We start from the raw sequence: 25,910 nt of genomic DNA, 5'->3' as shown, positions 1-25,910 counted from the left end.
TGCAATAGCTGGTCTTATGCTGTGTTTATGCAGCGCCGCGGTGCGAGCCCAGGCGGATACGGCGCAAGCCACGGAGCCATCCGCTCAGGATGTCGCGGCGTCAGTCAATGTAAAGGGCATCCGGGACCCGGACTGGAAGCCCTACAGTGCCATGCTCAAGGGCGTCAAACGCTTCGAGGAAAAACATGGTCTGGCGCCTGGCGCGCAGCTGCGCTTCATCCTGGAACCGCGCCGTGCCGATGTCGACATGCACACCATCGCGCTGCGGCTGGAAAGCGACGAAGCGGCTATGGCCATACCGCTGGGGGAGCGCAATATCTTCACCTTGCCCGTCGAACAAGGGCCGCTATATGAAAAGGCCGAGCTGACCGTGAACCGCAAGGCGGGATCGGTCAGGTGGATTCCCTACGTCAGGAGCGCGGCGGCCAGCGACACCATCCGCCGCCTGGGCGACCTGCGGCTGGCGTGCGAAGTCCATTGGGCCATCGACAAGGACACCTTGCCTTTTGCGATGCGCACGGCGATGGGCGCATTGGGCGGACCATGCAATTTCGTGTCGCAAAAGGGCACCTACAGCTTTTCCGAACCGCGGCGCATCACGGCCGCGACCATCAGCTACAACGGCAAAAGCGCGCCCGTGCCCTTCAGCGGCTCGTCGTTTACGCCGCCGCTGCGGGAGCAGGACTGGAGCGACGACAGCGTTGTCGAGCTGACGTTCGACAATGAACAAGCTGCGCGGTGATTATTTCACCCGCTGCTTTTCCAGCTTGCGCGCCAGGGTACGCCGGTGCATGCCGAGGCGGCGGGCTGTTTCCGAGATATTGAAATCCGTCTCGGCCAGCATTTCGTGGATGCGTTCCCATTCCAGGGTCTTGATGTTGGTGGCGCGGTTGGTCAGTTCGATGTCGGCATTGCCGGCCACGTGGCCGAAGGCCGCTTCGATGTCGTCCGTGTTCGACGGTTTCGCCAGGTACTGGCAGGCACCCAGCTTGATCGCTTCGACGGCCGTGCCGATGCTGGCGTAGCCGGTGAGCACGACGATCAGCATGTCCGGGTCATGCTGGTGCAGCATCTGCACGCAGGCCAGGCCCGAGGTGTTCCCATTTAACTTCAGGTCGACGACGGCGTAGTCGGGGCAATGCTGCTCAAGCAAGGCGCTCGCTTCGTCGAAATTGGTGGCCAGGATGACCTGGTAGCCGCGCCGTTCGAACGAGCGGCCCAGGGTGCGGGCAAACGCGGCATCGTCTTCCACGATCAGTAACAGACGGTCATCCTGCATGGTGGTCGCTTTCTCTTTCCAGTTTGATGGCCGCCAGCGGCAAGGCCAGGTGCACCACCGCCCCCCCCTGCACCCGGTTGCGCGCCGTCACTGTGCCGCCCAGGGTACGCGCGACATTGACCACCAGGAACAAACCGAGGCCACCGCCGGGCTTGCCCTTGCTGCTTTGATACGGCTTGCCCAGGTGCGTCAGCATCGACGGCTCGAAGCCGGGGCCCGCATCGGTAATGACCAGGTGCAAGGCATCCGCTTCGCGCGTCGCTTCGAAACGCAACCACTCGGGTGACGCTTCCAGCGCATTGTCGAGCACATTGCAAATGGTTTGCTTCAGGGTCGAATCGAAGACGACGGGCACGTCGTGCTCGATGCGGTTATCGTATTCGAAACCCTGGATCGGGCGGCTGGTGCGCCACTCGTCGACCAGGTCGTTGAGGAAGGTATTGATCGTCGTTTTCACGGAAGATTCCCCGCGCGCCTCGCCCGCCGACAATAAAATGCCGCTGACGATGCTCTTGCAGCGCTGCAACTGGGCCTGCATTTCCGTGATTTCTTCCAGCAGTTCGCTGTTCTTGCTCAGTTCCGGCATGCGGCGCCAGTCGCCGAGGATGACGGAGAGTGTTGCCAGCGGCGTGCCCAGCTCGTGCGCGGCGCCAGAAGCCAGCAAGCCCATGCGGATGATGTGTTCTTCTTCCGCCGCGCGCTGGCGCAAATCCGCCACCTTGGCGTCGCCGGCGCGCTGGTTGCGGTTGATGCGCGTGATGAACACCACCAGCAAGGCCGCGTTCAGGATGAAACAGATCAGCAAGCCCTGCACGTAAAGGCTGGAAAAGCCCCGCTCGGGGTCGATCGGCAGAATCAAGGGGCCGGGCAGCAAGGCCAGGCCGGCCAGACACAGGCTCGTGATGGCCACCATGATCCACGTCGACCACACTTCCAGCAGCACGGCGCTGAGGATGACTTGCAGTAAGTACAGGAAGGCAAACGGATTGCTGATGCCGCCGCTCAGGTAGAGCTGGGCCGTCAGCACGGTAACGTCGACCAGCAAGGCGAGGAACAGGGCCGTGTTGGAGACTGGCTGGCGTTCATGCCAGCGCAGCAGGCTGGCCAGATTGAATGCGATGAGGCAGGACAGCACTTCGAGCATGTAAGGCACGGGCAAGGCGATGCCCAGTCCCACGCCCACGCCGAAGATGGTGCTGATCTGGCCGATCACGGCCAGCCAGCGCAGCTGGATCAGCAGTTTCATGTTCTGGTGGCCGGCCGGATGTTCCATCTCGGCCGCCACCGCGCCGCGCTCTAACACTTCGCGGTTGGGCAGGATCTCAATCCTGCCCGGCATGGTCGCTCTCTTGCGTGCCGGCGCGACGGCGCGCGCGGCGGCGCTTGTCTTCGCGCACGATCCACCACGTGATGCCGGCCACCATCAGGGCCAGCGCGAACCACGTCAGGGCGTACACGAGGTGGTTGTTGTGAAAGGAAATCACGGTCAGGCCGCCGACGGGCGCGTCGCTGGCCGTTTCCGATTTTGCCTTCGCGTCGACAAAATATGGCGCCACGTTGGTCAGCATGTGCGAAGCGCCGATGGCGGCCACGTCGCGCGAATACCAGTGCTGCGTGGCAGGACTGTTTTCGCGCAAGAAACCACCGCCCGTCTCGCTGACGCGCAGCAAGCCGTCGATGTGCACGATGCCGGCCGGCGTACTGGCGGCGATGCCTTCGCGTTTCGGCACGAAGCCACGGTTGACCAGCACGGTGCTGCCATCGGCCAGACGCAATGGCGTCATCAGCCAGTAACCGCTGCCCAGTGCCGTCGTTGCTTGCACCAGGGTATTAAAAATGGGGAGATAGGTACCGGAGAGTCGCACATGGCGGTATTCATCCGTTTGCTGCGTGATGCTGGCCCAGGCTGCGGGTCCAGGTGCGTCCGTTGCGGGCGCATGTACGCGTTGTTCGACGCGCTCGATCAGGTCAAGCTTCCAGAACAGGCGCTTGACTTGCCAGGTGCCCAAGGCACAGAAACCGGCAAACAAGATCCCCGCCAGCAAGGCCAGTGCATATCGCACGACCATGCCGCGTGGGCCTGGCGCGGCATCTTGCGATGCGGCGCCAGGGGCGCGCCCGGTGTTGCTTGGGCGCGTATTACTCATCATGGAGCCGTTTTCGTATGCATGTACTCAGGCATCAGATCCGGCATCATGTTGTGGTTCATGTGGTACATGACCCACAGGGAACCGGCCATGGCAATGCCCACGATCATGATGGTGAAGATCAGCGCCATCATGTTCCAGCCGCCTTCGGACTTGGTGTTCATGTGCAGGAAGTACACCATGTGTACCACCACTTGAACAGCCGCGAACGCCAGCAGGACCAGGCCCATGGTGCCCGAGTTGGTGATGGCTTTCGTCATCACCAGCCAGAACGGAATGGCCGTCAGGATCACCGACAGGATGAAACCGATCGTGTAGCTTTTCAGGCTGCCATGATCGTGGTTGTCATGGTGGTGGCTATCGCCGTGTGTGTGGTGGTCGCTCATGGCAGCACTCCCATCAGGTAGACAAAGGTGAAGACGCCGATCCAGATGACGTCCAGGAAGTGCCAGAACAGCGACAGGCACATCATGCGGCGGCCGTTTTCCGGGGTCAGGCCATGTTTGTTCAACTGGAACATCAAGGTCACGAGCCAGATCACGCCGAACGTCACGTGCAAGCCGTGGGTACCGACCAGCGCGAAGAACGACGACAGGAACGCGCTGCGCTGCGGACCGGCGCCTTCGTGGATCAGATGAATGAATTCATACATTTCCAGCGACAGGAAGGCCAGGCCGAACAGGCCCGTGATGCCCAGCCAGACCAGGGTGCTGCGCAATTGCTTGCGCTGCATGGCCAGCATGGCGAAGCCGTAGGTGATCGACGACAGCAGCAGCATGGCCGTGTTGACGGCCACCAGCGGCAGGTCGAACAGCGCGGCGCCCGTCGGGCCGTCCGCGTAGCTGCGGCCGACCACGGCGTACGTGGCGAACAGACAGGCGAAGATCAGACAATCGCTCATCAGGTAGAGCCAGAAACCCAGCAAGCTGCCGTTTTCCGGGTGGTGCTCGCGCACAAAGTAGCTGCGCGTGCTTGGTGCGGCGCCAGCGGCGCCGGTGTTATGGGCGATGGTATCAGACATGGCTGCTCAGCAATTTAGTATAAGCGTCTTCGGTACGGACCACTTCTTCCGCAGGAATGTAGTAATCGCGCTTGTAGTTAAAGGTATGGACGATGATGGTAACCATCATGATCACGAAGCCAATGCTGGCGACGAGCCACATTTGCCAGATCAGGCCAAAACCGACCAGTGCGGACAGTGCGGCGATCACGAAACCAGCCCAGGTGTTCTTCGGCATGTGGATCTTCGTGAAACCGGACGTCGGACGCTGGTAACCGTGTTTCTTCATGTCAGTCCATGCATCGAGTTCGTGCACTTGTGGCGTGAAGGCGAAATTATAGTCTGGCGGTGGCGACGACGTCGACCATTCCAGCGTACGGCCACCCCATGGGTCACCGGTGACGTCGCGCAGGGCGTGACGGTTACGGTAGCTGACGAAGAACTGGATCAGCATGGAAGCGATACCCAGTGCGATCGAGACAGCGCCAAACCAGGCGATGATGGTCCAGATTTGCAACGATGGATCTTCGAAGTGATTGACACGACGGGTCACGCCCATCAGGCCCAGCACGTACAGCGGCATGAAGGCCAGGTAGAAGCCGACGAACCAGAACCAGAACGAGCACTTGCCCCAGAACACGTCGAGCTTGTAGCCGAAGGCTTTCGGGTACCAGTAGTTAATCGCAGCGAAGACACCGAAGACCACGCCGCCGATAATCACGTTATGGAAGTGGGCGATCAGGAACAGGCTGTTGTGCAGCACGAAGTCAGCTGGTGGTACGGCCAGCAATACGCCGGTCATGCCGCCGATGGTGAAGGTGACCATGAAGCCGATCGTCCACAGCATGGGCAGTTCAAAGCGGATACGGCCGCGGTACATGGTAAACAGCCAGTTGAAGATCTTCGCGCCCGTCGGGATCGAAATGATCATCGTCGTGATGCCGAAGAAGGAGTTGACGCTGGCGCCCGAACCCATGGTGAAGAAGTGATGCAGCCATACCAGGTACGACAGGATCATGATGACGCAGGTGGCGTACACCATCGAGGCGTAGCCGAACAAACGCTTGCTGCTGAACGTGGCGACGACTTCCGAGAACACGCCGAACAGCGGCAGGATCAGGATGTAGACCTCCGGGTGACCCCAGATCCAGATCAGGTTGACGTACATCATGGCGTTGCCGCCCAGTTCCGTCGTGAAGAAGTTAAAGCCTGCAACGCGGTCCAGCGACAGCATGGCCAGCACAGCCGTCAGTACGGGGAAAGCGGCGACGATCAGGATGTTGGTGCACAGTGCGGTCCAGGTGAAGACGGGCATTTTCATCCAGGTCATGCCTGGCGCGCGCATCTTGACGATGGTGGCGATCAGGTTGACACCGGACAATAGCGTCCCGACCCCGGCAATCTGCAAGGACCAGATGTAATAGTCTACCCCCACGTCCGGACTGCCGACGATGCCCGACAGCGGCGGATAGGCCAGCCAGCCCGTGCGGGCGAATTCGCCGACGAACAGCGACGCCATGACCAGGGCGGCGCCCATGGTGGTCATCCAGAAGCTGAAGTTGTTAAGGAATGGGAAAGCCACGTCGCGCGCGCCGATTTGCAGCGGCACCACGTAGTTCATCAGACCCGTCACGAAAGGCATCGCGACGAAGAAGATCATGATCACGCCGTGGGCGGTGAAGATCTGGTCGTAGTGATGCGGTGGCAGGAAGCCGGCATTGTCGCCAAAGGCGACAGCCTGCTGGGTACGCATCATCAGCGCGTCGGCAAAGCCGCGCAGCAGCATGACGAGGCCCAGGATCATGTACATGATACCGATTTTTTTATGGTCGATACTGGTGATCCAGTCGCGCCACAGGGTACCCCAGACGCGGAAATACGTCAGTGCCGCAACGAGTGCGATACCGCCCAGGGCAACCATGGCAAAGGTCACCAGCAGGATAGGTTCGTGAAATGGAATTGCATCCCAAGTCAGACGGCCGAATATAAGCTTCGTCAGATCAATATGGTCTAGCATTGTTACTCTCAGAGAAAAAAGGGAGGCGCCAGGCAAACGGCGCCAGTATCTGCAGCGCAATGCGCTGCGGGATTCATGCAGTTGTTACTTGGCTTGAACGCCCTTTTCAACCACTGCATCGCTAGCGACTACTGCCGTTACGGCCGCTACCGGGCTATTTGCCATCGTCAACTTATATGGCTGGACCGGCGTCACGCACAGGGCGTCGGAAACGATGGTGCGGTTCAGGATTGCCTTGTACAGGTCGTTAGGCACCGCGCTGTAACGGCGGACCGGGTCGCGTTCGCTAGGCTGGGCCAGCGACAGGTAGTCGTCGCGGTTCAGCGCGCCGCCACCGGCACGTGCCGATTCCACCCATTTGTCGAAGTCCGCATCATTGACACCGTGGAACTTGAAGCGCATGCCCGAGAAACCGGCACCGCTGTAGTTCGCGGAGAAGCCCTTGTAGACACCAGGCTTGTTGATGACGGCATTCAACTGCGTTTCCATGCCCGGCATGGCGTAGATCTGACCTGCCAGTGCGGGGATGAAGAACGAGTTCATGACGGACGACGCGGTGATCTTGAAGCGGATTGGACGATCGACAGGCGCGTACAGTTCATTCACGGAAGCGATGCCTTGCTCCGGGTAGATGAACAGCCATTTCCAGTCCAGGGCTACGACTTCGACGATCATCGGCTTATGGCTGGCAGGAATAGGACGGTTGGCGTCGATACGGCTCAATGGGCGGTATGGATCGAGGGTGTGGGTGCTGATCCAGGTCAGCAGGCCCAGCACGATAATGATCAACAGGGGCGCGCCCCAGATAATCAGCTCGAGGCGAGTCGAGTGGTCCCAGTCCGGCTCGTATTTGGCCGCGGTGTTGTTTTTTCTATAGCGCCATGCGAAAAGCAGGGTCAGAGCGATTACCGGAACGATAATCAACAGCATCAGCAATGTCGAGATGACAATCAGATTGCCTTGCTGAACTGCGATGTCACCAGACGCATTCAGTACCACCGTATTGCAACCAGCCAACAATGCGAGAGGTAAAAGAAGCAGTCCGCGACGAACTTTTAATGAAAACATACAGGAAAGTCCAGTACAGGGGATGAAGATATGGTACTGTATTCTCACTGGAGCGCGTTGGCAATTGGACGTTTTGTCCACCCCCTTGCTCGGATTTTCACTGGATGATTGCGGAGTTTTCCTACAGCTATCCATTGAATAGTCCTACTCCGGGCGTGAGACACCCGGGGTATGTTACGCGTTGGCCGAACTCGAAACTATATTGGAGACGATCATCATGTCCAGCACGCGCATACACAGCGGGGATGTACCCGCCGACTTTTCCCCCCACTCCCTGCGCGACGCACGCGGGGCCGGCACGGTCGAATCGCATATCGACCCCGGTGAGATCGCCGTCGGCGTGATCATCGGCCGCGCTTCCGAATACTTTGACTTCTTTGTCTACGCCATCGCCTCGGTGCTGGTGTTTCCACGCGTCTTCTTCCCGTTTGAAGAACGCCTGGAGGGTACATTATATGCATTCCTGATTTTCTCGTTCGCCTTCATCGCCCGTCCGTTCGGCACCGTGATCTTCATGGAGATCCAGCGCCGCATGGGACGCAGCGCCAAGCTGACGTTCGCCCTCTTCCTGCTGGGCGTGTCGACGGCCGGTATCGCTTTCCTGCCGACGTATTCCCACCTGGGCTTTGCCGCCATCATCTGGCTGTCCGTACTGCGCATCGGCCAGGGCGTGGCGCTGGGCGGTTCGTGGGATGGCTTGCCGTCGCTGCTGGCTCTGAACGCGCCGGAAAACAAGCGCGGCTGGTACGCCATGCTGGGCCAGCTGGGCGCACCGACCGGCTTCCTGATCGCCGCCGGCCTGTTCTGGTTCATGCTGACCACCCTGACGGATGAAGACTTCCTCGACTGGGGCTGGCGCTATCCTTTCTATGTGGCTTTCGCCATCAACGTGGTAGCCCTGTTTGCCCGTCTGCGCCTCGTGTCGACGAATGAATATGCGCGCCTGCTCGACGAACGCGAACTGCAGCCCGTGAGCGTGTTTGAAATGAGCCGAGGCCAGGGCCGCAACGTGCTGATCGGCGCTCTCGCCGCGCTGGCCAGCTACGCGCTGTTCCACCTCGTCACCGTGTTCCCGCTGTCGTGGATTTCCGTCTACCAGACGCGTTCCGCTTCGGACTTCCTGCAAATCCAGATGCTGGGCGCCGTGCTGGCCGCCGTCGGCGTGGTGATCTCCGGCGTGCTGGCCGATAAAGTGGGCCGCCGCACCACCTTGGGCGTGCTGGCCGTGCTGATCGCCATCTTCAGCGCCTTCGTGCCGACCCTGATGGGTGGCGGCAATACGGGCCAGGACGTCTTCATCCTCGTGGGCTTCAGCCTGCTGGGTTTGTCCTACGGCCAGGCAGCCGGCGCCGTGACGGCCAACTTCCCTGCCCGCTTCCGCTACACGGGCGCGGCCCTGACGTCCGACCTGGCCTGGCTGGTCGGCGCCGGCTTCGCCCCGCTGGTGGCGCTGGGCCTGTCGGCCAACTTCGGCCTCGCCTATGTCAGCTTCTACCTGCTGTCTGGTGCCGTCGCTTCGCTGGCCGCCCTGAGCCTGAACCGGGCGCTGGAAATCCGCGACTGACATATATAGAGGCAATCCGGGTGGCAGCGCGCCGCCATCCGGAACACCCCAGGAAACGCCGGCACCGTCCGGCGTTTTTTCGTAGGTCGGCTTAGCCCGCAGGGCGTAAGCCGACAGGCGCCGCCACGAAGCTGTCAGATTACGCTGCGCTAATCTGACCTACGCAGCTAAAACTGACATATATATAGAGAGTCAATTGGGGTGGCAGCGCGCCGCCATCCGGAACACCCCAAAAACGCCGGCACCATCCGGCGTTTTTTCGTAGGTCGGCTTAGCCCGCAGGGCGTAAGCCGACAAACGCCGCCACGAAGATTGTCAGATTACGCTGCGCTAATCTGACCTACGCAGCTAAAACCCGGCCCGGCTCACTGTATCGACAGTTGCCGCCCACCCGTGCCTTCCCTCTTCGGCAAGTCCAGCAGCAGCACGCCATTTTCATAGCGGGCTTGCGCGCCGGCCTCGTCCACCTCGTGCGGCAGCACGAAACTGCGGTACTGCTGGCCGTACTCGCGTTCGCTGCGCACGGTCTTGCCGCCGCCGTCGCGCGTCACTCTTTCATCCTTGAGTTCGGCGCTGATGGAGACGCGGTTGCCGTCGATGGAGACCTTGATATCGTCCTTGTTGACGCCGGGAATATCCGCCTGCACCTGATAAGCTTGTTCGGTTTCGGAAATATCGACACGCATGCGTGCCGAACCGCCATCGCGCAAGCGCAAGGCGGGCGCGAAAAAGTCGTGCATGAATTCTTCCATGTCGCTGAACGGGTCAAAACGTGCCAGCGGGTTTTGCGGATCGCGACGGATCAGTTGATTAGCCATGATGTCCTCCTGCATGGGCTGGTTTGCACACGGCGGCCGTCTGCTTGGACGTCGCCGCCTCCTGCATCTTAGGATGTCAACAACCAATCTCTTTGATCTGCCTCAATCGTGGCCACCTTGATTTTTCCTCTACTTTCATCTGTGCGCTACCCCGCATTGCACTAGCTTGCGCCTGCGAAAAATGTCCCAAGGCTGTTATGCTAGCGCACGCTATGCTTGACCACCAGAAATCTTGCATTTCAATTAAAATTGATTTTTTCGCGACAGCCTTACACGTACATGATGAATACCAAGACCCCGATCGACTCCTTCAGCTTTCGCCGCATCCTCGCCCGCAACGTGACCTTGCCGCTGGTCATTGGGGTCGTCACGGCCCTCGTGTTCGTCGCCCTGATCGCCTACCTGCTGTCGGCCCTGCGCTCGGTCGAGCATTCCGAACGGGTAATCGGCAACGCGAATGAAGTCATGAAGCTGTCGGTCGACCTGGAAACGGGCATGCGCGGCTATTTGCTGACGGGCGATGAAACGTTTTTGGCGCCGTATAAATCGGGCAAGGCGAAGATCGCCGTGGAAATGACCACCCTGCTGGACCTGGTATCCGACAGCCCCATCCAGGTGGACCGCTTGCGCCGCATCCGCGCGCTGCAAGGCCAGTGGCTCGATTACGCCGAAGGCGTGATCGCCCAGCGCCGCAACAACCAGGAATTCCTTGCGCGCGTGCGCCAGGGCGAAGGCAAGCTGGAATTTGACGAAATCCGCCGGGAATTCCTCGCCTTCCTGTCCATGGAACAGCGGCTGCGCCAGGAACGGGCCGATACGGCCGAAAGCCGCACCATGCTGGCCGTGGTCGTGTTCCTCATCCTCAGCCTGGGATTGTCGGGCTTGCTCGCCTACCTGGGCCGGCGCGAACTGCTGCGCCTGTCCGATATCTACAACGATGCGCTCGAGCAGCGCGGCAAGGACAATGACGTGCTGCAGGAGCAAGCGTGGCTGCGCACGGGGCAGACGGAACTGGCGGCCCACACGAGCGGCCAGCTGGGCCTGCCGCAACTGGGACGGCACGTGCTGGATTTCCTCGCCCACCGCCTGGACGTGGCCATCGCCACTCTGTACGTGGTCGACGAGGATGGCAGTCTGCGCCGCACGGCCGTGTACGGTTTCAACGAACAGGGCGTCAAGGAAAAACAGGTGTTCAAGCTGGGCGAAGGCCTGGTGGGCGAGACGGCGCGCGAAAAACGCCTCAAGCATGTGCAGCAAGTGCCCGAGAATTACCTGACCGTGACGTCGAGCCTGGGCCGTGGCGCGCCGCTGGAACTGGTCCTGGCGCCCGTCAACAATGAAGGCGTCGTCAACGGCGTCATCGAACTGGGCTTTACGCATCCCGTCAGCGCCCGCGCCAAGGAATGGCTGAACCTGATTGCCGCGAATGTCGGCACCTCGCTGGAAGCGGCCCTGTACCGCCAGCGCCTGCAAAATGTTCTCGAAGAAACCCAGCAACTGAATGAAGAACTGGAAGTGCAGCAGGAAGAACTGCGCACGGCCAATGAAGAGCTGGGCGAACAGTCGCGCGTGCTGGAACAGTCGCAAGCCCACCTGGAAGAGCAAAAGGCGGCGCTAGAGCAGTCGAACGGGCAACTGGCCGTGCAGGCGCTGTCGCTGGACCAGAAAAACATGGCCATCGTCCAGGCGCACGCCCAGCTGGAAGCGCGCGCGGAAGAGCTGCAGCGGGCCAGCCGCTACAAGTCCGAATTCCTGGCGAACATGTCGCACGAGCTGCGCACGCCACTGAACAGCTCGCTGATCCTGTCCAAGCTGCTGTCGGACAACACCAGCGGCAACCTGACGCCGGAGCAAGTGACGTTTGCGCAAACCATCTATTCGGCCGGCAACGATTTACTCACCCTCATCAACGATATCCTCGACATTTCCAAGGTCGAGGCAGGCAAGCTGGAATTGACCCCGGAAGCCGTGCCTTTCGACGAACTGCTCAGCAGCATGAAGATGCTGTTCGGCGCCCAGGCGCAGCAAAAGAAACTCGTTTTTGACGTCAAGGTGGCGCCGGACTCTCCGCCGTCGCTCGTCAGCGACCGCCAGCGCCTCGAGCAAATCCTGAAAAACCTGCTATCGAACGCCATCAAGTTTACGGATACGGGTACCGTCAGCTTGCACGTGAGCAGCGGCGCGGACGGCCAGGTGCGCTTCCAGGTGCAGGATTCGGGCATCGGCATCGCCGACGACCAGCAGCACAAGATTTTCGACGCCTTCCACCAGGCCGACGGCACCACCAGCCGCCGCTATGGCGGCACGGGTCTGGGCCTGTCGATTTCGCGCGACCTGGCCGCCTTGCTGGGCGGCAGTATCGAGCTGGCCAGCACGCCAGGCCAGGGCAGTACGTTTACATTGGTGCTGCCGGCCGTCATGCCGGAGCGCGCCGTGGAAGCGGAGCCGGCCCCGGCCGCAGTGCCGCAAGCACCCGCAAAAATCGCGGCCGCCGCACCCAAGCCGGCGCCCGCCGCCAAGCCCGTGCCGCTGCCCACCTTCCAGGATGACCGCGACAGCGTGCCAGCCGTCAAGACGGGCCAGCGTTCCGTGCTGGTGATCGAGGATGAACCGTCGTTTGCCGGCATCCTGTTCGACCTCGCGCATGAAATGCAATACCGCTGCCTGGTGGCGCACGGCGCCGACGAAGGCTTGCGCCTGGCCGAGGAATTCCTGCCCGACGCCATCCTGCTCGACATGGGCTTGCCGGACCGCCCGGGCTTGCTGGTCTTGCAGCAGCTCAAGGAAAACCCGCTGACGCGCCACATTCCCGTGCACATCGTGTCCGGCAACGACCAGATCCAGGAAGCCATGCAGCTGGGCGCCATCGGCTACGCCACCAAGCCGCGCACGCGCGAGCAGCTGAAGGAAGTGTTCCGCAAACTTGAGTCGAAATTCACGCAGCAGATGAAACGCATCCTGCTGGTCGAGGACGACGAACGCCAGCGCGAAAGCGTGGTGCACCTGATCAGCGACGACGACGTGGAAATCACGGCCGTGGCCCTGGGGGAGCAGGCGCTGGAATTGCTCAAAACGCAGATTTTCGACTGCATGATCATCGACTTGAAGCTGCCCGACATCCAGGGCAACGAATTGCTCGAACGCATGGAGCATGAAGAACTGTGCTCGTTCCCGCCCGTCATCGTCTACACGGGCCGCAACCTGAGCCGCGAGGAAGAAGCGGACCTGATGAAGTATTCGCGCTCGATCATCATCAAGGGTGCCCGTTCGCCCGAACGCCTGCTCGACGAAGTCACCCTCTTCCTGCACAAGGTGGAATCCGAACTGTCGAGCGAACGCCAGGGCATGCTGCAGCAGGTGCGCAGCCGCGAACGCGTATTCGAAGGGCGCAAGATCTTGCTCGTGGACGACGACGTGCGCAATATCTTTGCCCTGACGAATGCGCTGGAACAGCGAGGCGTGGTGGTGGAAATCGGCCGCAACGGCTTCGAAGCCATCAGCAAGCTCAACAGCGTGGACGATATCGACCTCGTATTGATGGATGTCATGATGCCGGGCATGGATGGACTGGAAGCGACGCGTTTGATCCGCGCCGATGGCCGTTACAACAAGCTGCCGATTATCGCCATCACGGCCAAGGCCATGAAGAATGACCAGGAAGAATGCCTGCAGGCGGGCGCGTCCGACTACCTGGCCAAGCCGATCGACCTCGATCGTTTGTATTCGCTGCTGCGCGTGTGGATGCCGAAGATGGAACGCATCTGATGTCCCAGCGCACCACGGACGCGCAGCTGCACGCGCTGATGGAAGCGCTGTACCAGCGTTACAGCTATGATTTTCGCGACTATTCCCTGCCCTCGCAACGGCGGCGCCTCAATCATGCGCTCGACCGTTTGCATTGTGCAGATGTGCCTGCCTTGCAGCGGCGCGTGCTGGACGACCCGTCCGCCTTTGGCGACCTGTTGCAGATTTTGACCGTGCCCGTCACACAAATGTTCCGCGACCCGGCATTTTTCCGCGCCTTGCGCGAACACGTGGTGCCCGTGCTGAAAACCTACCCGTCGCCGACGATCTGGGTGGCCGGCTGCTGCACGGGGGAAGAAGCGCTGTCGCTGGCCATCGTGCTGCACGAGGAAGGCTTGCTCGAGCGCAGCACGATTTACGCCACCGACATCAATCCGCAAGCGCTGGCCACGGCCGCGCGCGGCGCGTATCCGCTGCACCGGCTTGAAGAATATGGCGCCAACTACCTGGCCGCGGGCGGCCTGGGCCAGCTGGCTGACTATTACACGGTCGAGCATGCCACGACGCGGTTCCAGCAGGGTCTGCTCGACAAGATCAACTTTGCCGACCACAGCCTGTCCACGGACAGCGTGTTTATTGAAACGCAATTAATTTTGTGCCGTAACGTCTTGATTTACTTTAATAAAACCTTGCAGGAACGGGCCCTGGGCCTGTTCCAGGACTCGCTGTGCCACCGGGGTTTCCTGGGCCTGGGCAGCAAGGAAAGCACGCATTTCACGCGCTTTGCCCCCGACTTCGAGCCATTGCCGGGTCCTGAAAAGCTCTACCGCAAGCGTGCGCCGTCGCACGCCGCTTCCCACTACGCTGGACGGCACATGCCAGGAATGAAACATGATGAATGAAACAAGCACCAAACTGCTGATCGTCGACGACTTGCCGGAAAACTTGCGCGCGCTCAACGCGCTGATCCGCGAGAGCGACCGCAGCGTCTACCAGGCCTCGTCCGGCGAAGAAGCGCTGGCCTTGCTGCTCGAGCACGATTTCGCGCTGGCCATCCTCGACGTGCAAATGCCCGAGATGGATGGTTTTGAACTGGCGCAATTGATGCGCGGCACGGAAAAGACGCGCCACATCCCCATCGTCTTCGTCACGGCGGCCGGCAAGGAAATGAATTTCGCCTTCCAGGGCTATGAAAGCGGCGCCGTCGACTTCCTGCACAAGCCGCTCGACATCAATGCCGTGCAAAGCAAGGTCAACGTCTTCGTTGCCCTGCACCAGCAGCGCAGCGAAACGCGGCGCCAGGTGCAGGCACTCGAGCACAGCCGCCAGCAGCAGGAAGCGCTGCTGAAGGAATTGCGCGCCACGCAGGCTGAACTGCAGCGCTCGCTGCGCCTGCGCGATGAATTCATGTCCATGGTGGCGCACGAACTGCGCACGCCGTTAAATACGCTGTTCCTGGAAACGCAGATGCGCACCGTCAACCTGGAACGGGGCAACCTGGCCGCCTTCGAGCCGGACAAGCTGGGCAAGATGGTGGCGCGCGACGGGCGGCAAATCCGCAGCATGGTGCGCCTGATCGACGATATGCTCGACGTGTCGCGCATCACCAGCGGCAAGCTGTCGATCCGCCGCGAAGCCGTCGACCTGACCTGCCTGGTGCGCCGCGTGGCGGACGACCTGGGCCCGTATGCGGCCGCCACGGGCAGCGTACTGGAAGTGATGGCCTTCGAGCCCATCCACGGTTTCTGGGACGCCTTCCGCGTCGAGCAAATTGTTGTCAACCTGATCAGTAACGCCGTGCGCTACGGCCAGGGCCAGCCCGTGGAAATCAGCCTGGCGCACACGCAGAACAGCGCCGTCATCGAAGTGCGCGACCATGGCATCGGTATCAACGCACGCGACCAGGAGCGCATTTTCGACGCGTTCGAGCGCGTCATGCACCAGGACCGCACGGGCGGACTGGGCCTGGGCCTGTTCATCACCAAGCAGCTGGTCGATGCGCATGGCGGCGCCATCACCCTGCAAAGCCAGCCCGGCAATGGCGCCCTGTTCAGCGTCACCCTGCCGCTGGCCGGCAGCTGAGGCCGGCATGACCAGCACCCCCGTCCCCCGCAGCCAGGCCGGCGCCAGCGGCGTCGCCTTTTTGCTGCAACTGGAACGCCGGCTGCGCCTGCTGCAAGACACGGGCGAGATTCTTTCCCTGTCGGCGCAGCTGCTGGGACAGCGCCTGGGCGCCCAGCAAGTGGCCTGTTTCGATATCGACCAGACCCTGCAGTGCCCCACCCTGCAGCATGCGTGGAGCGATGGCCTGGCACCGGGCGCCGCCGGCGATTATTTCCTCGGCGATTACGCGGCAGGCCTGGCCGATGCCCTTGCCGCCGGCCAGGCGCTCGCCGTCAGCGATGTGGCGAGTGATCCTCGCACGGCCATGCCGGCCGCGCTGGCCGCGTTCGCGCGCCTGGGCATCCGTGCCTTCCTGAACATTCCGATTGCCAAGGATGGCCAGCTGGAGGCCGTGTTCGTCGTGCACAGCAGCGCGGCGCGCCTGTGGCATGCGGAGGAGATCGAACTGGCCGTGCAAGTGTCGGAACGCGTCTGGTCGACCATTTTGCGGGCCCGGGCGGAATCGCGTTTGCGCGCCCTGACTGCCAGCATGGAAACGCAAGTGGCCGAGCGCACGCGCGAATTCGGCCGCACCTGGAACGTCAGCCCCGACTTGCTGGGCGTGCTCAACCTCGACGGCTATTTCGAACACTCGAACCCCGCCTGGCAAGCTACCCTGGGCTGGTCCAGGGAGGAAATCCGCACGACGAAATTTTTTGAACTGATCCACCCGGACGACTTGCCGCGTACCTATGCGGCCTGGGATGCTGCCAACCAGGGCCAGCCGGCGCTGCGCTTCGAGAACCGCTACCGCCACAAGCTGGGCGGCTGGCACTGGCTGTCGTGGGTGGCCGTGCCCGAAGGCGAGAAGGTGTATTGCAGCGCGCGCGACATCACCGTGGAAAAGAAGCTGGAAGCGGACCTGGCCGCGCGCAACAGCGAGCGCGAGCGCCTGTGGCGCAGCGCGCAAGACCTGATGGTGGCCATCGATGCCGAAGGCTGCTTTGCCGCCGTCAACCCGGCCGCCGGCGCCATCCTGGGCTGGCTGCCCGAGGAAATGCTGGGCCGCAGCCTGTTCGACTTCGTGCTGCCCGAGGATGCCGCCGCCACGCGCCAGGCGCTGGCGCAAGTGACGCAGGAGGCCCTGCCCAGCTTTGAAAACCGCTACCGGCACCGCGATGGTGGTCACCGCTGGCTGTCGTGGGTGGCGGCCATCGAAGGCGACCTGATTTTCGCCACCGGGCGCCACGTCACCTTGGAAAAGGAAGCGCAAAGCACTTTGCGCAGCATGCAGGAATCGTTGCGCCACAGCGAGATGGCCCTGCTGCAATCGCAAAAGCTCGAAGCGCTGGGCAAGCTGACGGGCGGCGTGGCCCACGATTTCAATAACGTGCTGCAAATTATCTCGGGCAATCTTCAGCTGCTGCAGCTGAGCCTGGATGACGACCCGCTGGCCGCCAAGCGCATCGCAAGCGCCTCGGCCGCCGTGGAACGGGGTGCCAAACTGTCGGCCCAGCTGCTGGCCTTTGCGCGGCGCCAGCCATTGAAACCGCTGGTGACGGACCTGGCGCAGCTGCTGCGCTCAACGGAAGAGCTGCTGCGGCGCGCCACCGGCGAAACCATCGAAACGCGCTGGCTGCTGGCCGACGACTGCTGGCGCGCCCTGGTCGACCCGCACCAGCTGGAAAACGTCATCCTCAACCTGGCCATCAATGCGCGCGACGCCATGGATGGCCAGGGCCAGCTGACCATCGAACTGAGCAACATCGTGCTGGGCAGCGACTACGCGGCCCGCCATGCGGACGTGGCGCCCGGCGACTACGTGCTGCTGGCCGTCTCGGATACGGGTACAGGCATTCCCGCCGAGCTGCTGGACAAGATTTTCGAGCCGTTCTTCACAACAAAGAAGGAAGGCGAAGGCACGGGCCTGGGCCTGTCCATGGCCTACGGCTTCCTGCGCCAGAGCGGCGGCCACCTGACGGTGGACAGCCTGCCTGGTCATGGCAGCACCTTCCGCATCTATCTGCCGCGCTCGCTTGAAGCGGAAACGGAACTGCCGCTGCAACTGGGCGGCCCCGTGCTGGGCGGCAAGGAAACCATCCTCGTCGTGGAAGACGACGTGCACGTGCAGACGACGGTGGTCGACATGTTGCGCGGCTTGGGTTACGTCGTGCTGCGCGCCAGCGATGGCGAAAGCGCGCTGGCCATCATCGGCAGCGGCGTTCCCATCGACCTGCTGTTTACGGACGTGGTGATGCCAGGCAAGGTAGCCAGCACGGCGCTGGCGCGCCAGGCCCGCGTGCTGCTGCCGCAGCTGGCCGTGTTGTTTACCTCGGGCTACACGCAAGACGCCATGATGCAGGGCGGCCGATTGGAACCGGGTGTCGAGTTGTTGAGCAAGCCGTACCGGCGCGAAGACCTGGCGCGGCGCATCCGCCACCTGCTGGCCAATGGCCGCCACGTGACGGCCCTGCACCAGTACCGCGCGCAACTGGCGCCGCCGCAACCTGCCGCACCCGCACAGCCGGCGGGACGACATATTTTATTGGTGGAAGACAATGCAGACGCGCGCGCCATGACGAGCGAATTGCTGGCCATGCTCGGTCATACTGTGCTGGCCGTGGGCACGGCCGAGGAAGCCTTGCCCCTGCTGGGCACGCCGGGACTGGACTTGCTGCTGACCGATATCAGCCTGCCGCGCATGTCGGGCGCCGAGCTGGCCGAACTGGCGGCGCGCGACTATCCGCAGCTGGAAGTGGTATTTTCCACCGGCCATGCACCGGCCAATTCCGGCGTGCTGGACCCGCAAGCGCGCTTCCTGGTGAAACCATTTACCGTCAAGCAATTGCAGCAAGCCTTGCTGGCGCCAGCCGAGTAAGCCTCTAAGTTAGTAGACGTCGAGCCGGCGCGCCTTCAGTGCGCTGGCCAGCTCTTCCAGACCAAACGGTTTGCGCAGGAAACGGGCGCTGGCGTCCTGCATCAGGCTGGCGCCCCAGTCGTGGCCGGAAGCAAACACCACGTCCAGCTGCGGCCAGTGCGCGCGCGCATGGCGCGCCAGTTCCAGGCCGGACATGGTGGGCAGGCTGATGTCCGTCACCAGCACGTCCAGGCCCGGCATGGCCAAAAGCGGCATGGCCGCTTCCGCGCTGGCCACGCCGTGCACGGTGTGTCCCAGCATATTGAGCATTTCCGTCGTCATTTCGCGCGCATCGTCATTGTCTTCCACCAGCAGGATGCGCCGCCCGGAAGGGTCGGGCGCGCCCACGAGGCGGCGGTCGGCCAGCAAATGGCGGATGCGCCGCGCCAGGTCTTCGCGCTGGTACGGTTTGCTCAACAGCTCCACGCCCGGGTCCAGCCGCCCACCCTGCATGATGGCGTTGTGCGTGTAGCCCGAGGTAAATAGCACGGCCAGCTCCGGCAGCAGCAGCCTGGCCTGCTGCGCCAGCTGCTTGCTGCTGACGGGACCGGGCATGACCACGTCCGTAAACAGCAGGTCGATGGCCACGCCCGTGCCCAGCAGGGCCAGGGCCGAGGCGCCGTCATCGGCATGCAGCACGTCGTAGCCGAGGCCGCGCAGCATGTCGACCACCGTGTGCTGCACGGGCGCATCGTCTTCCACGACGAGGATGGTCTCGCCACCGCCCAGCACGGGACCCGTCAGGCTCGGTGGCGGTTCGGCCAGTTTTTCCAGCGAACGGGGCAGGTAAATCTTGAACGTCGTGCCGGCGCCCGGTGCGCTGTGCACCTTGATGTGGCCCGCGCTCTGGCGGATGAAACCGTACGCCATGGACAGGCCCAGGCCCGTGCCCTCGCCTTCGCGCTTGGTGGTGAAGAAGGGCTCGAAGATCTGGTCGATCACGTCGCGCTCCATGCCATGGCCTGTGTCGGTGATGGTCAGCAGCACGTATTGCCCCTCCAGCACGTCCGCATGCTGGCTGGCGTAGGCGGCGTCGAGCGTGACGTTGCTCAAGGTAAAAGTCAGGCGTCCGCCCTTGTCCATCGCATCGCGCGCGTTGATGGCCATGTTCAGCAGCACGTTTTCCATCTGGTTCGGGTCGACCAGCGTATGCCACAGGCCGTCGCTGATGAAGGTTTCCTCGGTAATCGCTTCGCCCAGCGCGCGGCGGATCAGCTCATGCATGCGGCGCAGCAAACGCCCCAGGTCCGTCACCAGCGGTTTCAATGGCTGACGCCGCGCAAAGGCCAGCAGCTGCGACGCCAGCTTGGCGCCCCGGTCGACGGCCGAGGCGGCCGAATCGAGGCGGCGGGCCGCCTGCGGATTGTCGGCTACCGTCAGTTTCAGCAACTGCAAATTGCCGGAAATGATTTGCAGGACGTTGTTGAAATCGTGGGCCACGCCGCCCGTCAGCTTGCCGATCGATTCCAGCTTTTGCGCCTGCAATAAAGCTTGCTCGCTGCGCACCAGCGCCAGCCGCGCCTCTTTTTCATCGGTGACGTCGCGGCCGATGGCATGGATCAGCTTTTGCGCCGGCACGGCCGTCCAGGAAATCCAGCGGTAGCCGCCATCGCGGCGCCGGTAGCGGTTTTCCATGCGCAAGGTGGGCGCGCCATGGGCCAGCCGCGACAAGTCCTGCAGGGCCGCCATGCGGTCATCGAGATGCACGAGGCTGATGAAGTCCATGCCCAGCGATTCGACTTCCGGGCGCTCGAGGATCTTGCTCCAGGCGGGATTGACGGCGATGATCATGCCGGACAGGTCCGCCACCAGCATGATGTCGGTCGACAGCCGCCACATGCGGTCGCGGTCGGCCGTGCGGTTGGCCATTTCCACTTCCAGCGAGGAATTCAGGTAGGCCATTTTTTCCAGCACGTTCTTCTGTTCCTGCACGTCCGTATTCGTGCCCACCCAGCGCAGCACCTTGCCCGCCTCGTCGAACAGGGGCAAGGCGCGCGCGAGGAACCAGCGGTAGGCGCCGTCGCTGGCGCGGCGCATGCGGAACTCCTGCTCATAGGCACTGGCCGTGGCGACGGCCCGGTCCCAGCTTCTCTGCGTGGTCTGCACGTCGTCCGGATGCACGCAGTGGCGAAAACCGCTGGACACGAGCGACTTCATCGATTGTCCCGTGTATTCGCACACCTGTTCGTTGACCCAGTAGGTGGCGCCGCTGCCATGCGCGAGCCAGGCCTGGTTGGGCATGGTCGAAGCAAGCGAACGGAACTGCGCCTCGCTGTCGAGCAAGGCATTGCGCGCCTGCCAGTGTTCGTCGATATCCTCGCACGAGCCATACCATTTCACGGCCTGGCCGCGCTCGTCCCGGCGGCAATATGCGCGCGAATGCACCCAGCGGTACTGGCCATCCTGACGGCGCACCCGCATTTCCTGGTCGAAAGGCTGGCCGCTGCCCACCGCTTCGCTCCAGGCCGCCAAGGAATGGGGAATGTCTTCGGGGTGGATGGCTTCCAGCCAGCTGGTGCCCAGGCCGTTGCCGCCCGTCCATTCGCGCCAGCGCTGCGCGACATAGTCGAGCTTGCCGTCGATATCGGCCGTCCACAGCACTTGCGTGTTCAGTTCGATGGCGTAATGAAAGTGTTCACGGCTGTCGTGCAGCGCCTGTTCCAGCTGGCCCCGCTCGATGACATGCGCGGCCACGCGCGCGGCCAGCGCCAGCAATTCGATCTCCGGTTGCGTGGGATGGCATGTCACCTGGAAAAACAGGCCCAGCACGCCCAGGATATGCCCCTTGGCGCCGAACACGGGGGCGACCCAGCAGGCGCGGTAGCCGTGCAGCAAGGCTTCCTTGCGCCCCGCGCTCCAGTGTACGTCGCGCGTGATGTCGCCGCAATACACGGGCGCGCCGGAAAAGGCCGCCGTGCCGAACGGGGATGGCTGTTCGCCGCCGTGGCGCAAGGCCAGGCACAGGTCTTGTGGCAGGCTGGGTGCGGACAAGCCGCAAAAGCGGTCGGACTCGTCGATCAGCACGAGGCAGGCATGCGCGCCGCCGTCGGCCAGCGCTTGCAGCGCCAGCAACAAATGCTCCAATGCATGGGCCAGGTCGGCGCCTGCCGCGATGCTGCCCAGCGCACTATGCTCGGCGTCCAGCAAGGAAAGAATGTTGTTTGCGTGCACCGTGTCGATAAGGGGAAAACTGATGCCCGGAATATACCATGGGGCAACCCTCTTGCAGGAGGAAAACAGCCCATCGTTTGATCTCTACGTGCACGTGCCCCTATGCTAAAGTATTGCTCTCTTCTCAAGCGAATTCCAGCATGCCTACTTCCCTGCCGTCCTCCCTGATCGCCACCGCCCTGCTCGCCTGTGCCCACGGCGCCGTCGCCGCCCCGATGAGCCTGGACGACTACCTGGCCCTGAACGGCCCACCGCCCACGGCGCAGATCGCCTATGGCCCCGCGCCGTCGCAATACGCGCAGCTGTTCCGGCCAGCAGGCGCGGGACCGTTCCCCGTCGTCGTGCTCGTGCATGGCGGCTGCTGGACGGTGGCCTTCGGCGGCATCAAGCAGATGCGCAACGTGGCCGGCGCCCTCGTCGCGCAAGGCATCGCCGTGTGGAATGTCGAGTACCGCCGCGTGGACGAGCCGGGCGGCGGCTATCCGGGCACCTACGAAGACATGCACGCGGCACTCGACAGCCTGCAGCAGCACGCGCCCCAATACCAGCTGGACACGACCCGCATCGTCGCCATGGGCCACTCGGCCGGCGGCCAGCTGGTGCAATGGATCGCAGGAAGGGAAAAACTGCCAAAGACCAGCCCCCTGTACCGCGACAAGTTCCTGCCATTGAAAAACATCGTCAGCCTGGGCGGCCTGGCCGACCTGCGCCATGAGAAAGACTTGATCAAGACCAGCTGCGAGCGCGACATCGCCCAGCTGGCAGGCCAGCCCAGCGCAACGCGCCCCGACATCTACAGCGACACCAACGCCGCCGACCTGATCCCCAACGGCAGCCGCACCGTGCTGGCCACGGGAGAACTCGACACCATCTCCCCTCCCCGCGTGGCGCACGACTATGCGGCCAAAGCCAAAGTGGCCGGCGACCATGCGGAAGTGCTGATCTTGCCCGGCGCCAGCCACTATGACGAGATTGCGGCCACGTCGAATGCGTGGCGGATGATCTTGCCGGTGATCAAACAGATGCTGGCAATGGAGGCGAAATGAAGCGCGCCCTCGCCTGCACCCTGCTTGCCGCCTGCTCCACCCTGGCGTACGCCGCCGATACCGTGTCACTCGAACGCGGCTTGCTGCATGCCATGCAGCTCAAAAAGGGCACGACCGAACGCACGGGCACGTCCGGCCAGGCCATCCGCGCCTACCAGCACGCCGGTCTGGTCAGCAAGACGCCGCGCCAGCGCGCCGACTACACCGACTACTACCTGCTGGACAAGCCAGTGCCCTTCATGGGCCACGAACTGGTGCTGATCGAAGAAGAATACATCGACAAATACATAGGCTGCTGCGTCAGCCCCGGCGTCGGGATCACGCTGAAGGTCCAAGGCAGCATCAAGAAGCTGCAACAGCTCGCCCGCGCCAGCCGCTGCACCCTGACCGATCATATTGATTTTGCACATTACCTGCGCGAAGTGGCGATCAAGAACAAGGTGCCCAAGGCGCACTATGCATCCCTGAGCTGCCGCGAGCGCGATGCCGAGCGCGATGAGTCATGACGCCAGAAGCGGCCAATCACGTTAACGTGACAATGCGTGACAATGCGTGACTTTTCTCGCTCACTAATTCGTTATGCTCATTGCCGTAGTCGGCCAATACCGGTCAATACCGGCCAAACGAGGTCGTTGCCAAATTCTTGCACTTGGAGTAGTACACCTGCGGCAGCAGTGTGTATTGAAATAGTGGCGATTCAGATCGCATCATTGAGGGTATATATGAAAAAAACATTTCCACAGTTCATCAGCGTTGGTTTGGGCGTTGCGACTGGAACATTGCTTTACACGCGCTTCCTTGCGGAAGCTCATGAGTTCGATTGGGGGCGTGCTGCCTTTGTCGGTATATTTTGCGCAACGATAGCTTTTATCTGGCCATCAAAAAAGAATTGAGTTCGAACCTCACTTCGCGCTATAGCGAATCAATTCGCTTCAAGCTGGATCCAGCCAAGGGCGGTAAGCGGCCAAGAACTGACATTGCAGTTGATCCGCAGCGGCGTGCACCTCGCTGGATTGAGAAAAAAGGCGTACTCTGAAAAGTTCCCGAAAAACGCCTCAGGCTACAAAGTAACTCTTGCTAAAATGGTTACCAACAATCCGAGGGGTTGTGCAAAGCTGGATGCTGACGCTGAGTTTCAAGCGAAGCTACAGATGCTGCTACGGGAGACCAAGAAAATGCCAGTAGCGTGGTTACGAAATGAGTGTACAAAGCTTTTTCAAGAACGTGCGCGACCGGTAGCAGCGAACAAATGATAGGCTGACTTCGGCCAAAGACGGATGCCGATGAGCATATTTTTCGATTCACGGAGGGTAATATCAAAACACTTGCACGCGCCATAATATTCGCCACACAATATATAGATAGTCGAGCCGGTGACACCTCGGACGAGGATGTCGAGGCACTCGAAGAGATTTCAGCGGAGTTGAAAAATTCTTCCGTCGAAGAAAAAAACTGCCTTACCCAAACCGCAAAAGAGCTCGGACTTGAATCTTGGCTGGATGAAATGGGCATTGATTAAGTGCGCAGAAAAGGATATCAGAAGGCCGATGTCGGCCAGAAGCAGACATTGCCACGACGTCATCTTTGCTAAAAGAGGGAGTATGATGGCCTTATCACATTGATCGTTTTGATAAGTTATGCCAGTGTATTTTAATCTCGGTCACGGCGCCAAGCCGCTAGACCATGCGGAAAATTATCCGTGGCCTTTTGACGTTGATATTTGTTTCGAGGCGGTTCGACATCCTATTGCGTTTAGCGAGGGGGTGGGGTTTGGCTCGGCCGGTTGCATGGTAGCCGCGACTGAGGCCTTGGAGCAAAAGTGGCGCGAACACTTTGAAATTACGAAGTCGATATGGCTGATTCCGTATATAGAGAATCTAGCGCAAGGCATACCTCTACCCCGTGATGAGATTTTGAGTCGCTTCAAAGAGTATAGCGGCAAGGAACCCGAGAGCTATGAGTCAAAATTCCCCTGACGGCCAAAAGAGGTCATACGCGTCGCTGACCCAGTTTGTTTCACTGACTGGAGGGCAAGGTGTCTGCTTTAGGGTAAAAACAGGCATTGAATAATATATTCAGTGCCAACCAACGGAGAAATCAGAGTGGTGAAGAAACCAACAGGGACTCTCGGTCCAAACAAAGTGACAGTTCAGCCGGACGGAATTATTGCCCACTCCTTCGAAAAGATTGCTTTTCCAAAAGAGAAAAATGCGGTTGAAGAAGTTATAGTCAGCAACTTTATCTCATCGATGAACGATTTGATGTCGCAAAGCCGTATGAAATGGTTTATGTCTGAACCAATACAAAATTCGGAAAACGATTTCGATTTTACGATTACTTTGCCCAATGGGAGCAAGGCATGGCTTGAGCTCATGGAGATCGCCCCGCTAGAACTGTTCGGTGGATACGACAAAGTACCCGGCAAATACAAGCCGTACGACCTCGCAAAAATCATAACTAGCATGATCATGAAAAAAGCAGTGCGCTATTCGGGCTCGATTGGAAAAGAGCTCCATTTGCTGACCTACATTACACACTGGGCCTTCACGCCAAGTGAAAGCCTGATCAACCTTTTGCGCGTTTTCATAGCTCAGGAGAGGCACCCGTTTGCCGGTGTGTATTTGTACTCACCGCTGGAGCTTGGTGTTGGAACTGGAAAAGTCTTGGCACTTGGCGACGCGAACCTACACGCGGGATTTAACCCAGAAGAATACAAAGACAACACAGTCATCAACTTGGATCCGACGAAGTTTCAGCTTGTCCAAGGGTCTGTTGACTCCTCACCGGCCAAACCGATGCTTTTGGTCGTCGATGGCGAACAAAAGAATGTGCATGAAAGGAATGTATCGCTGAGTTGCGAGAGCGATCACCGAACAACGAAAATCGAGGGTCTGTAGAGCAAGTGCAATGTCCGCTTTGGGGCCAGAGTGTGTGAAAACGCACCCCAATGTAAACGAGATTTTTTCTGAAGCGTTAATAGCTCATTTGACGTAATCAGGAGAGCAGGATGAAGCGTTTTGTCGAGGGAACCGACCG

At 61.2% G+C, this 25,910-nt stretch carries 19 protein-coding genes; 10 read left to right on the top strand and 9 right to left on the bottom strand.

What is annotated here, in order from left to right; genetic code table 11:
- Window positions 1-151 precede the first annotated feature (151 nt).
- Window positions 152-742 (top strand): hypothetical protein, encoded by a 591-nt coding sequence (locus tag MRBLMS1_RS24805; protein ID WP_485882690.1) that lies wholly within the window; start codon window positions 152-154, stop codon window positions 740-742.
- Here the strand turns inward: MRBLMS1_RS24805 and MRBLMS1_RS24800 are convergent, their stop codons facing one another.
- The 7 genes from MRBLMS1_RS24800 to cyoA form a co-directional block, all read right to left on the bottom strand.
- Entirely contained in the window at window positions 743-1,279 is a 537-nt protein-coding gene (locus MRBLMS1_RS24800) for a response regulator transcription factor (protein ID WP_034748067.1), read from the bottom strand.
- Window positions 1,269-2,618 (bottom strand): ATP-binding protein, encoded by a 1,350-nt coding sequence (locus MRBLMS1_RS24795; RefSeq protein ID WP_034748064.1) that lies wholly within the window; start codon window positions 2,616-2,618, stop codon window positions 1,269-1,271. Before MRBLMS1_RS24795 ends, MRBLMS1_RS24800 begins: the two co-directional genes overlap by 11 nt.
- A complete protein-coding gene (locus MRBLMS1_RS24790; protein WP_485882687.1) occupies window positions 2,602-3,429 on the bottom strand; it encodes an SURF1 family protein in 828 nt (275 codons plus the stop codon). The genes MRBLMS1_RS24795 and MRBLMS1_RS24790 overlap by 17 nt, the downstream gene beginning before the upstream one ends.
- Window positions 3,426-3,812: a cytochrome o ubiquinol oxidase subunit IV gene (gene cyoD / locus MRBLMS1_RS24785; protein WP_034748058.1), complete on the bottom strand. Its 387-nt coding sequence runs from the start codon at window positions 3,810-3,812 to the stop codon at window positions 3,426-3,428. Before cyoD ends, MRBLMS1_RS24790 begins: the two co-directional genes overlap by 4 nt.
- Window positions 3,809-4,447 (bottom strand): cytochrome o ubiquinol oxidase subunit III, encoded by a 639-nt coding sequence (gene cyoC, locus MRBLMS1_RS24780; RefSeq protein WP_034788486.1) that lies wholly within the window; start codon window positions 4,445-4,447, stop codon window positions 3,809-3,811. The genes cyoD and cyoC overlap by 4 nt, the downstream gene beginning before the upstream one ends.
- Window positions 4,440-6,443, bottom strand: a complete 2,004-nt coding sequence (cyoB, locus tag MRBLMS1_RS24775) for a cytochrome o ubiquinol oxidase subunit I (RefSeq protein WP_034748052.1) — start codon at window positions 6,441-6,443, stop codon at window positions 4,440-4,442. The genes cyoC and cyoB overlap by 8 nt, the downstream gene beginning before the upstream one ends.
- Before the next feature lie 84 nt (window positions 6,444-6,527).
- Complete coding sequence (gene cyoA, locus MRBLMS1_RS24770) at window positions 6,528-7,511, bottom strand: ubiquinol oxidase subunit II (RefSeq protein WP_046682726.1); 984 nt, start codon at window positions 7,509-7,511, stop codon at window positions 6,528-6,530.
- 217 nt (window positions 7,512-7,728) lie between these two features.
- Between cyoA and MRBLMS1_RS24765 the strand changes: the two genes are divergently transcribed.
- Entirely contained in the window at window positions 7,729-9,075 is a 1,347-nt protein-coding gene (locus tag MRBLMS1_RS24765; RefSeq protein WP_485882682.1) for an MFS transporter, read from the top strand.
- A gap of 365 nt (window positions 9,076-9,440) precedes the next feature.
- On the opposite strand, the gene MRBLMS1_RS24760 is transcribed toward MRBLMS1_RS24765, so the two are convergent.
- Entirely contained in the window at window positions 9,441-9,893 is a 453-nt protein-coding gene (locus MRBLMS1_RS24760; RefSeq protein ID WP_485882680.1) for an Hsp20/alpha crystallin family protein, read from the bottom strand.
- Between the two features lie 282 nt (window positions 9,894-10,175).
- Here MRBLMS1_RS24760 and MRBLMS1_RS24755 point away from each other — a divergent pair, with 282 nt between their 5' ends.
- The 4 genes from MRBLMS1_RS24755 to MRBLMS1_RS24740 are packed head-to-tail and all read left to right on the top strand — an operon-like array spanning window position 10,176 to window position 18,618.
- Window positions 10,176-13,658 (top strand): response regulator, encoded by a 3,483-nt coding sequence (locus MRBLMS1_RS24755; RefSeq protein WP_485883328.1) that lies wholly within the window; start codon window positions 10,176-10,178, stop codon window positions 13,656-13,658.
- A complete protein-coding gene (locus MRBLMS1_RS24750; protein ID WP_139089123.1) occupies window positions 13,658-14,539 on the top strand; it encodes a CheR family methyltransferase in 882 nt (293 codons plus the stop codon). The genes MRBLMS1_RS24755 and MRBLMS1_RS24750 overlap by 1 nt, the downstream gene beginning before the upstream one ends.
- A complete protein-coding gene (locus MRBLMS1_RS24745; protein ID WP_128143197.1) occupies window positions 14,529-15,719 on the top strand; it encodes a hybrid sensor histidine kinase/response regulator in 1,191 nt (396 codons plus the stop codon). The genes MRBLMS1_RS24750 and MRBLMS1_RS24745 overlap by 11 nt, the downstream gene beginning before the upstream one ends.
- A 7-nt stretch (window positions 15,720-15,726) precedes the next feature.
- Window positions 15,727-18,618, top strand: coding sequence for a hybrid sensor histidine kinase/response regulator (locus tag MRBLMS1_RS24740; RefSeq protein ID WP_485882677.1), 2,892 nt, complete (start codon window positions 15,727-15,729; stop codon window positions 18,616-18,618).
- A 9-nt stretch (window positions 18,619-18,627) separates the two neighbouring features.
- Here the strand turns inward: MRBLMS1_RS24740 and MRBLMS1_RS24735 are convergent, their stop codons facing one another.
- Window positions 18,628-21,828 (bottom strand): PAS domain-containing protein, encoded by a 3,201-nt coding sequence (locus MRBLMS1_RS24735; RefSeq protein WP_485882674.1) that lies wholly within the window; start codon window positions 21,826-21,828, stop codon window positions 18,628-18,630.
- Window positions 21,829-21,968: 140 nt separating this feature from the next.
- Between MRBLMS1_RS24735 and MRBLMS1_RS24730 the strand changes: the two genes are divergently transcribed.
- The 4 genes from MRBLMS1_RS24730 to MRBLMS1_RS24715 all read left to right on the top strand — a co-directional run bounded on the left by MRBLMS1_RS24730 (window position 21,969) and on the right by MRBLMS1_RS24715 (window position 25,771).
- Window positions 21,969-22,874, top strand: a complete 906-nt coding sequence (locus MRBLMS1_RS24730; RefSeq protein WP_485882672.1) for an alpha/beta hydrolase — start codon at window positions 21,969-21,971, stop codon at window positions 22,872-22,874.
- Entirely contained in the window at window positions 22,871-23,380 is a 510-nt protein-coding gene (locus MRBLMS1_RS24725; RefSeq protein ID WP_485882670.1) for a hypothetical protein, read from the top strand. Before MRBLMS1_RS24730 ends, MRBLMS1_RS24725 begins: the two co-directional genes overlap by 4 nt.
- A 216-nt stretch (window positions 23,381-23,596) precedes the next feature.
- Window positions 23,597-23,767 carry a hypothetical protein gene (locus MRBLMS1_RS24720; protein ID WP_485882668.1) on the top strand — a complete coding sequence of 57 codons (171 nt, stop codon included), beginning with the start codon at window positions 23,597-23,599 and terminating at the stop codon, window positions 23,765-23,767.
- A gap of 1,212 nt (window positions 23,768-24,979) precedes the next feature.
- Window positions 24,980-25,771, top strand: a complete 792-nt coding sequence (locus tag MRBLMS1_RS24715) for a hypothetical protein (protein WP_485882666.1) — start codon at window positions 24,980-24,982, stop codon at window positions 25,769-25,771.
- The last annotated feature ends 139 nt before the right edge of the window (window positions 25,772-25,910 follow it).

The sequence above is a fragment of the Massilia sp. LMS1-1-1.1 genome, assembly GCF_040815535.1.
Lineage (GTDB): Bacteria > Pseudomonadota > Gammaproteobacteria > Burkholderiales > Burkholderiaceae_D > Janthinobacterium > Janthinobacterium aestuarii.
This window is presented reverse-complemented; position numbering and strand designations above follow the sequence as displayed.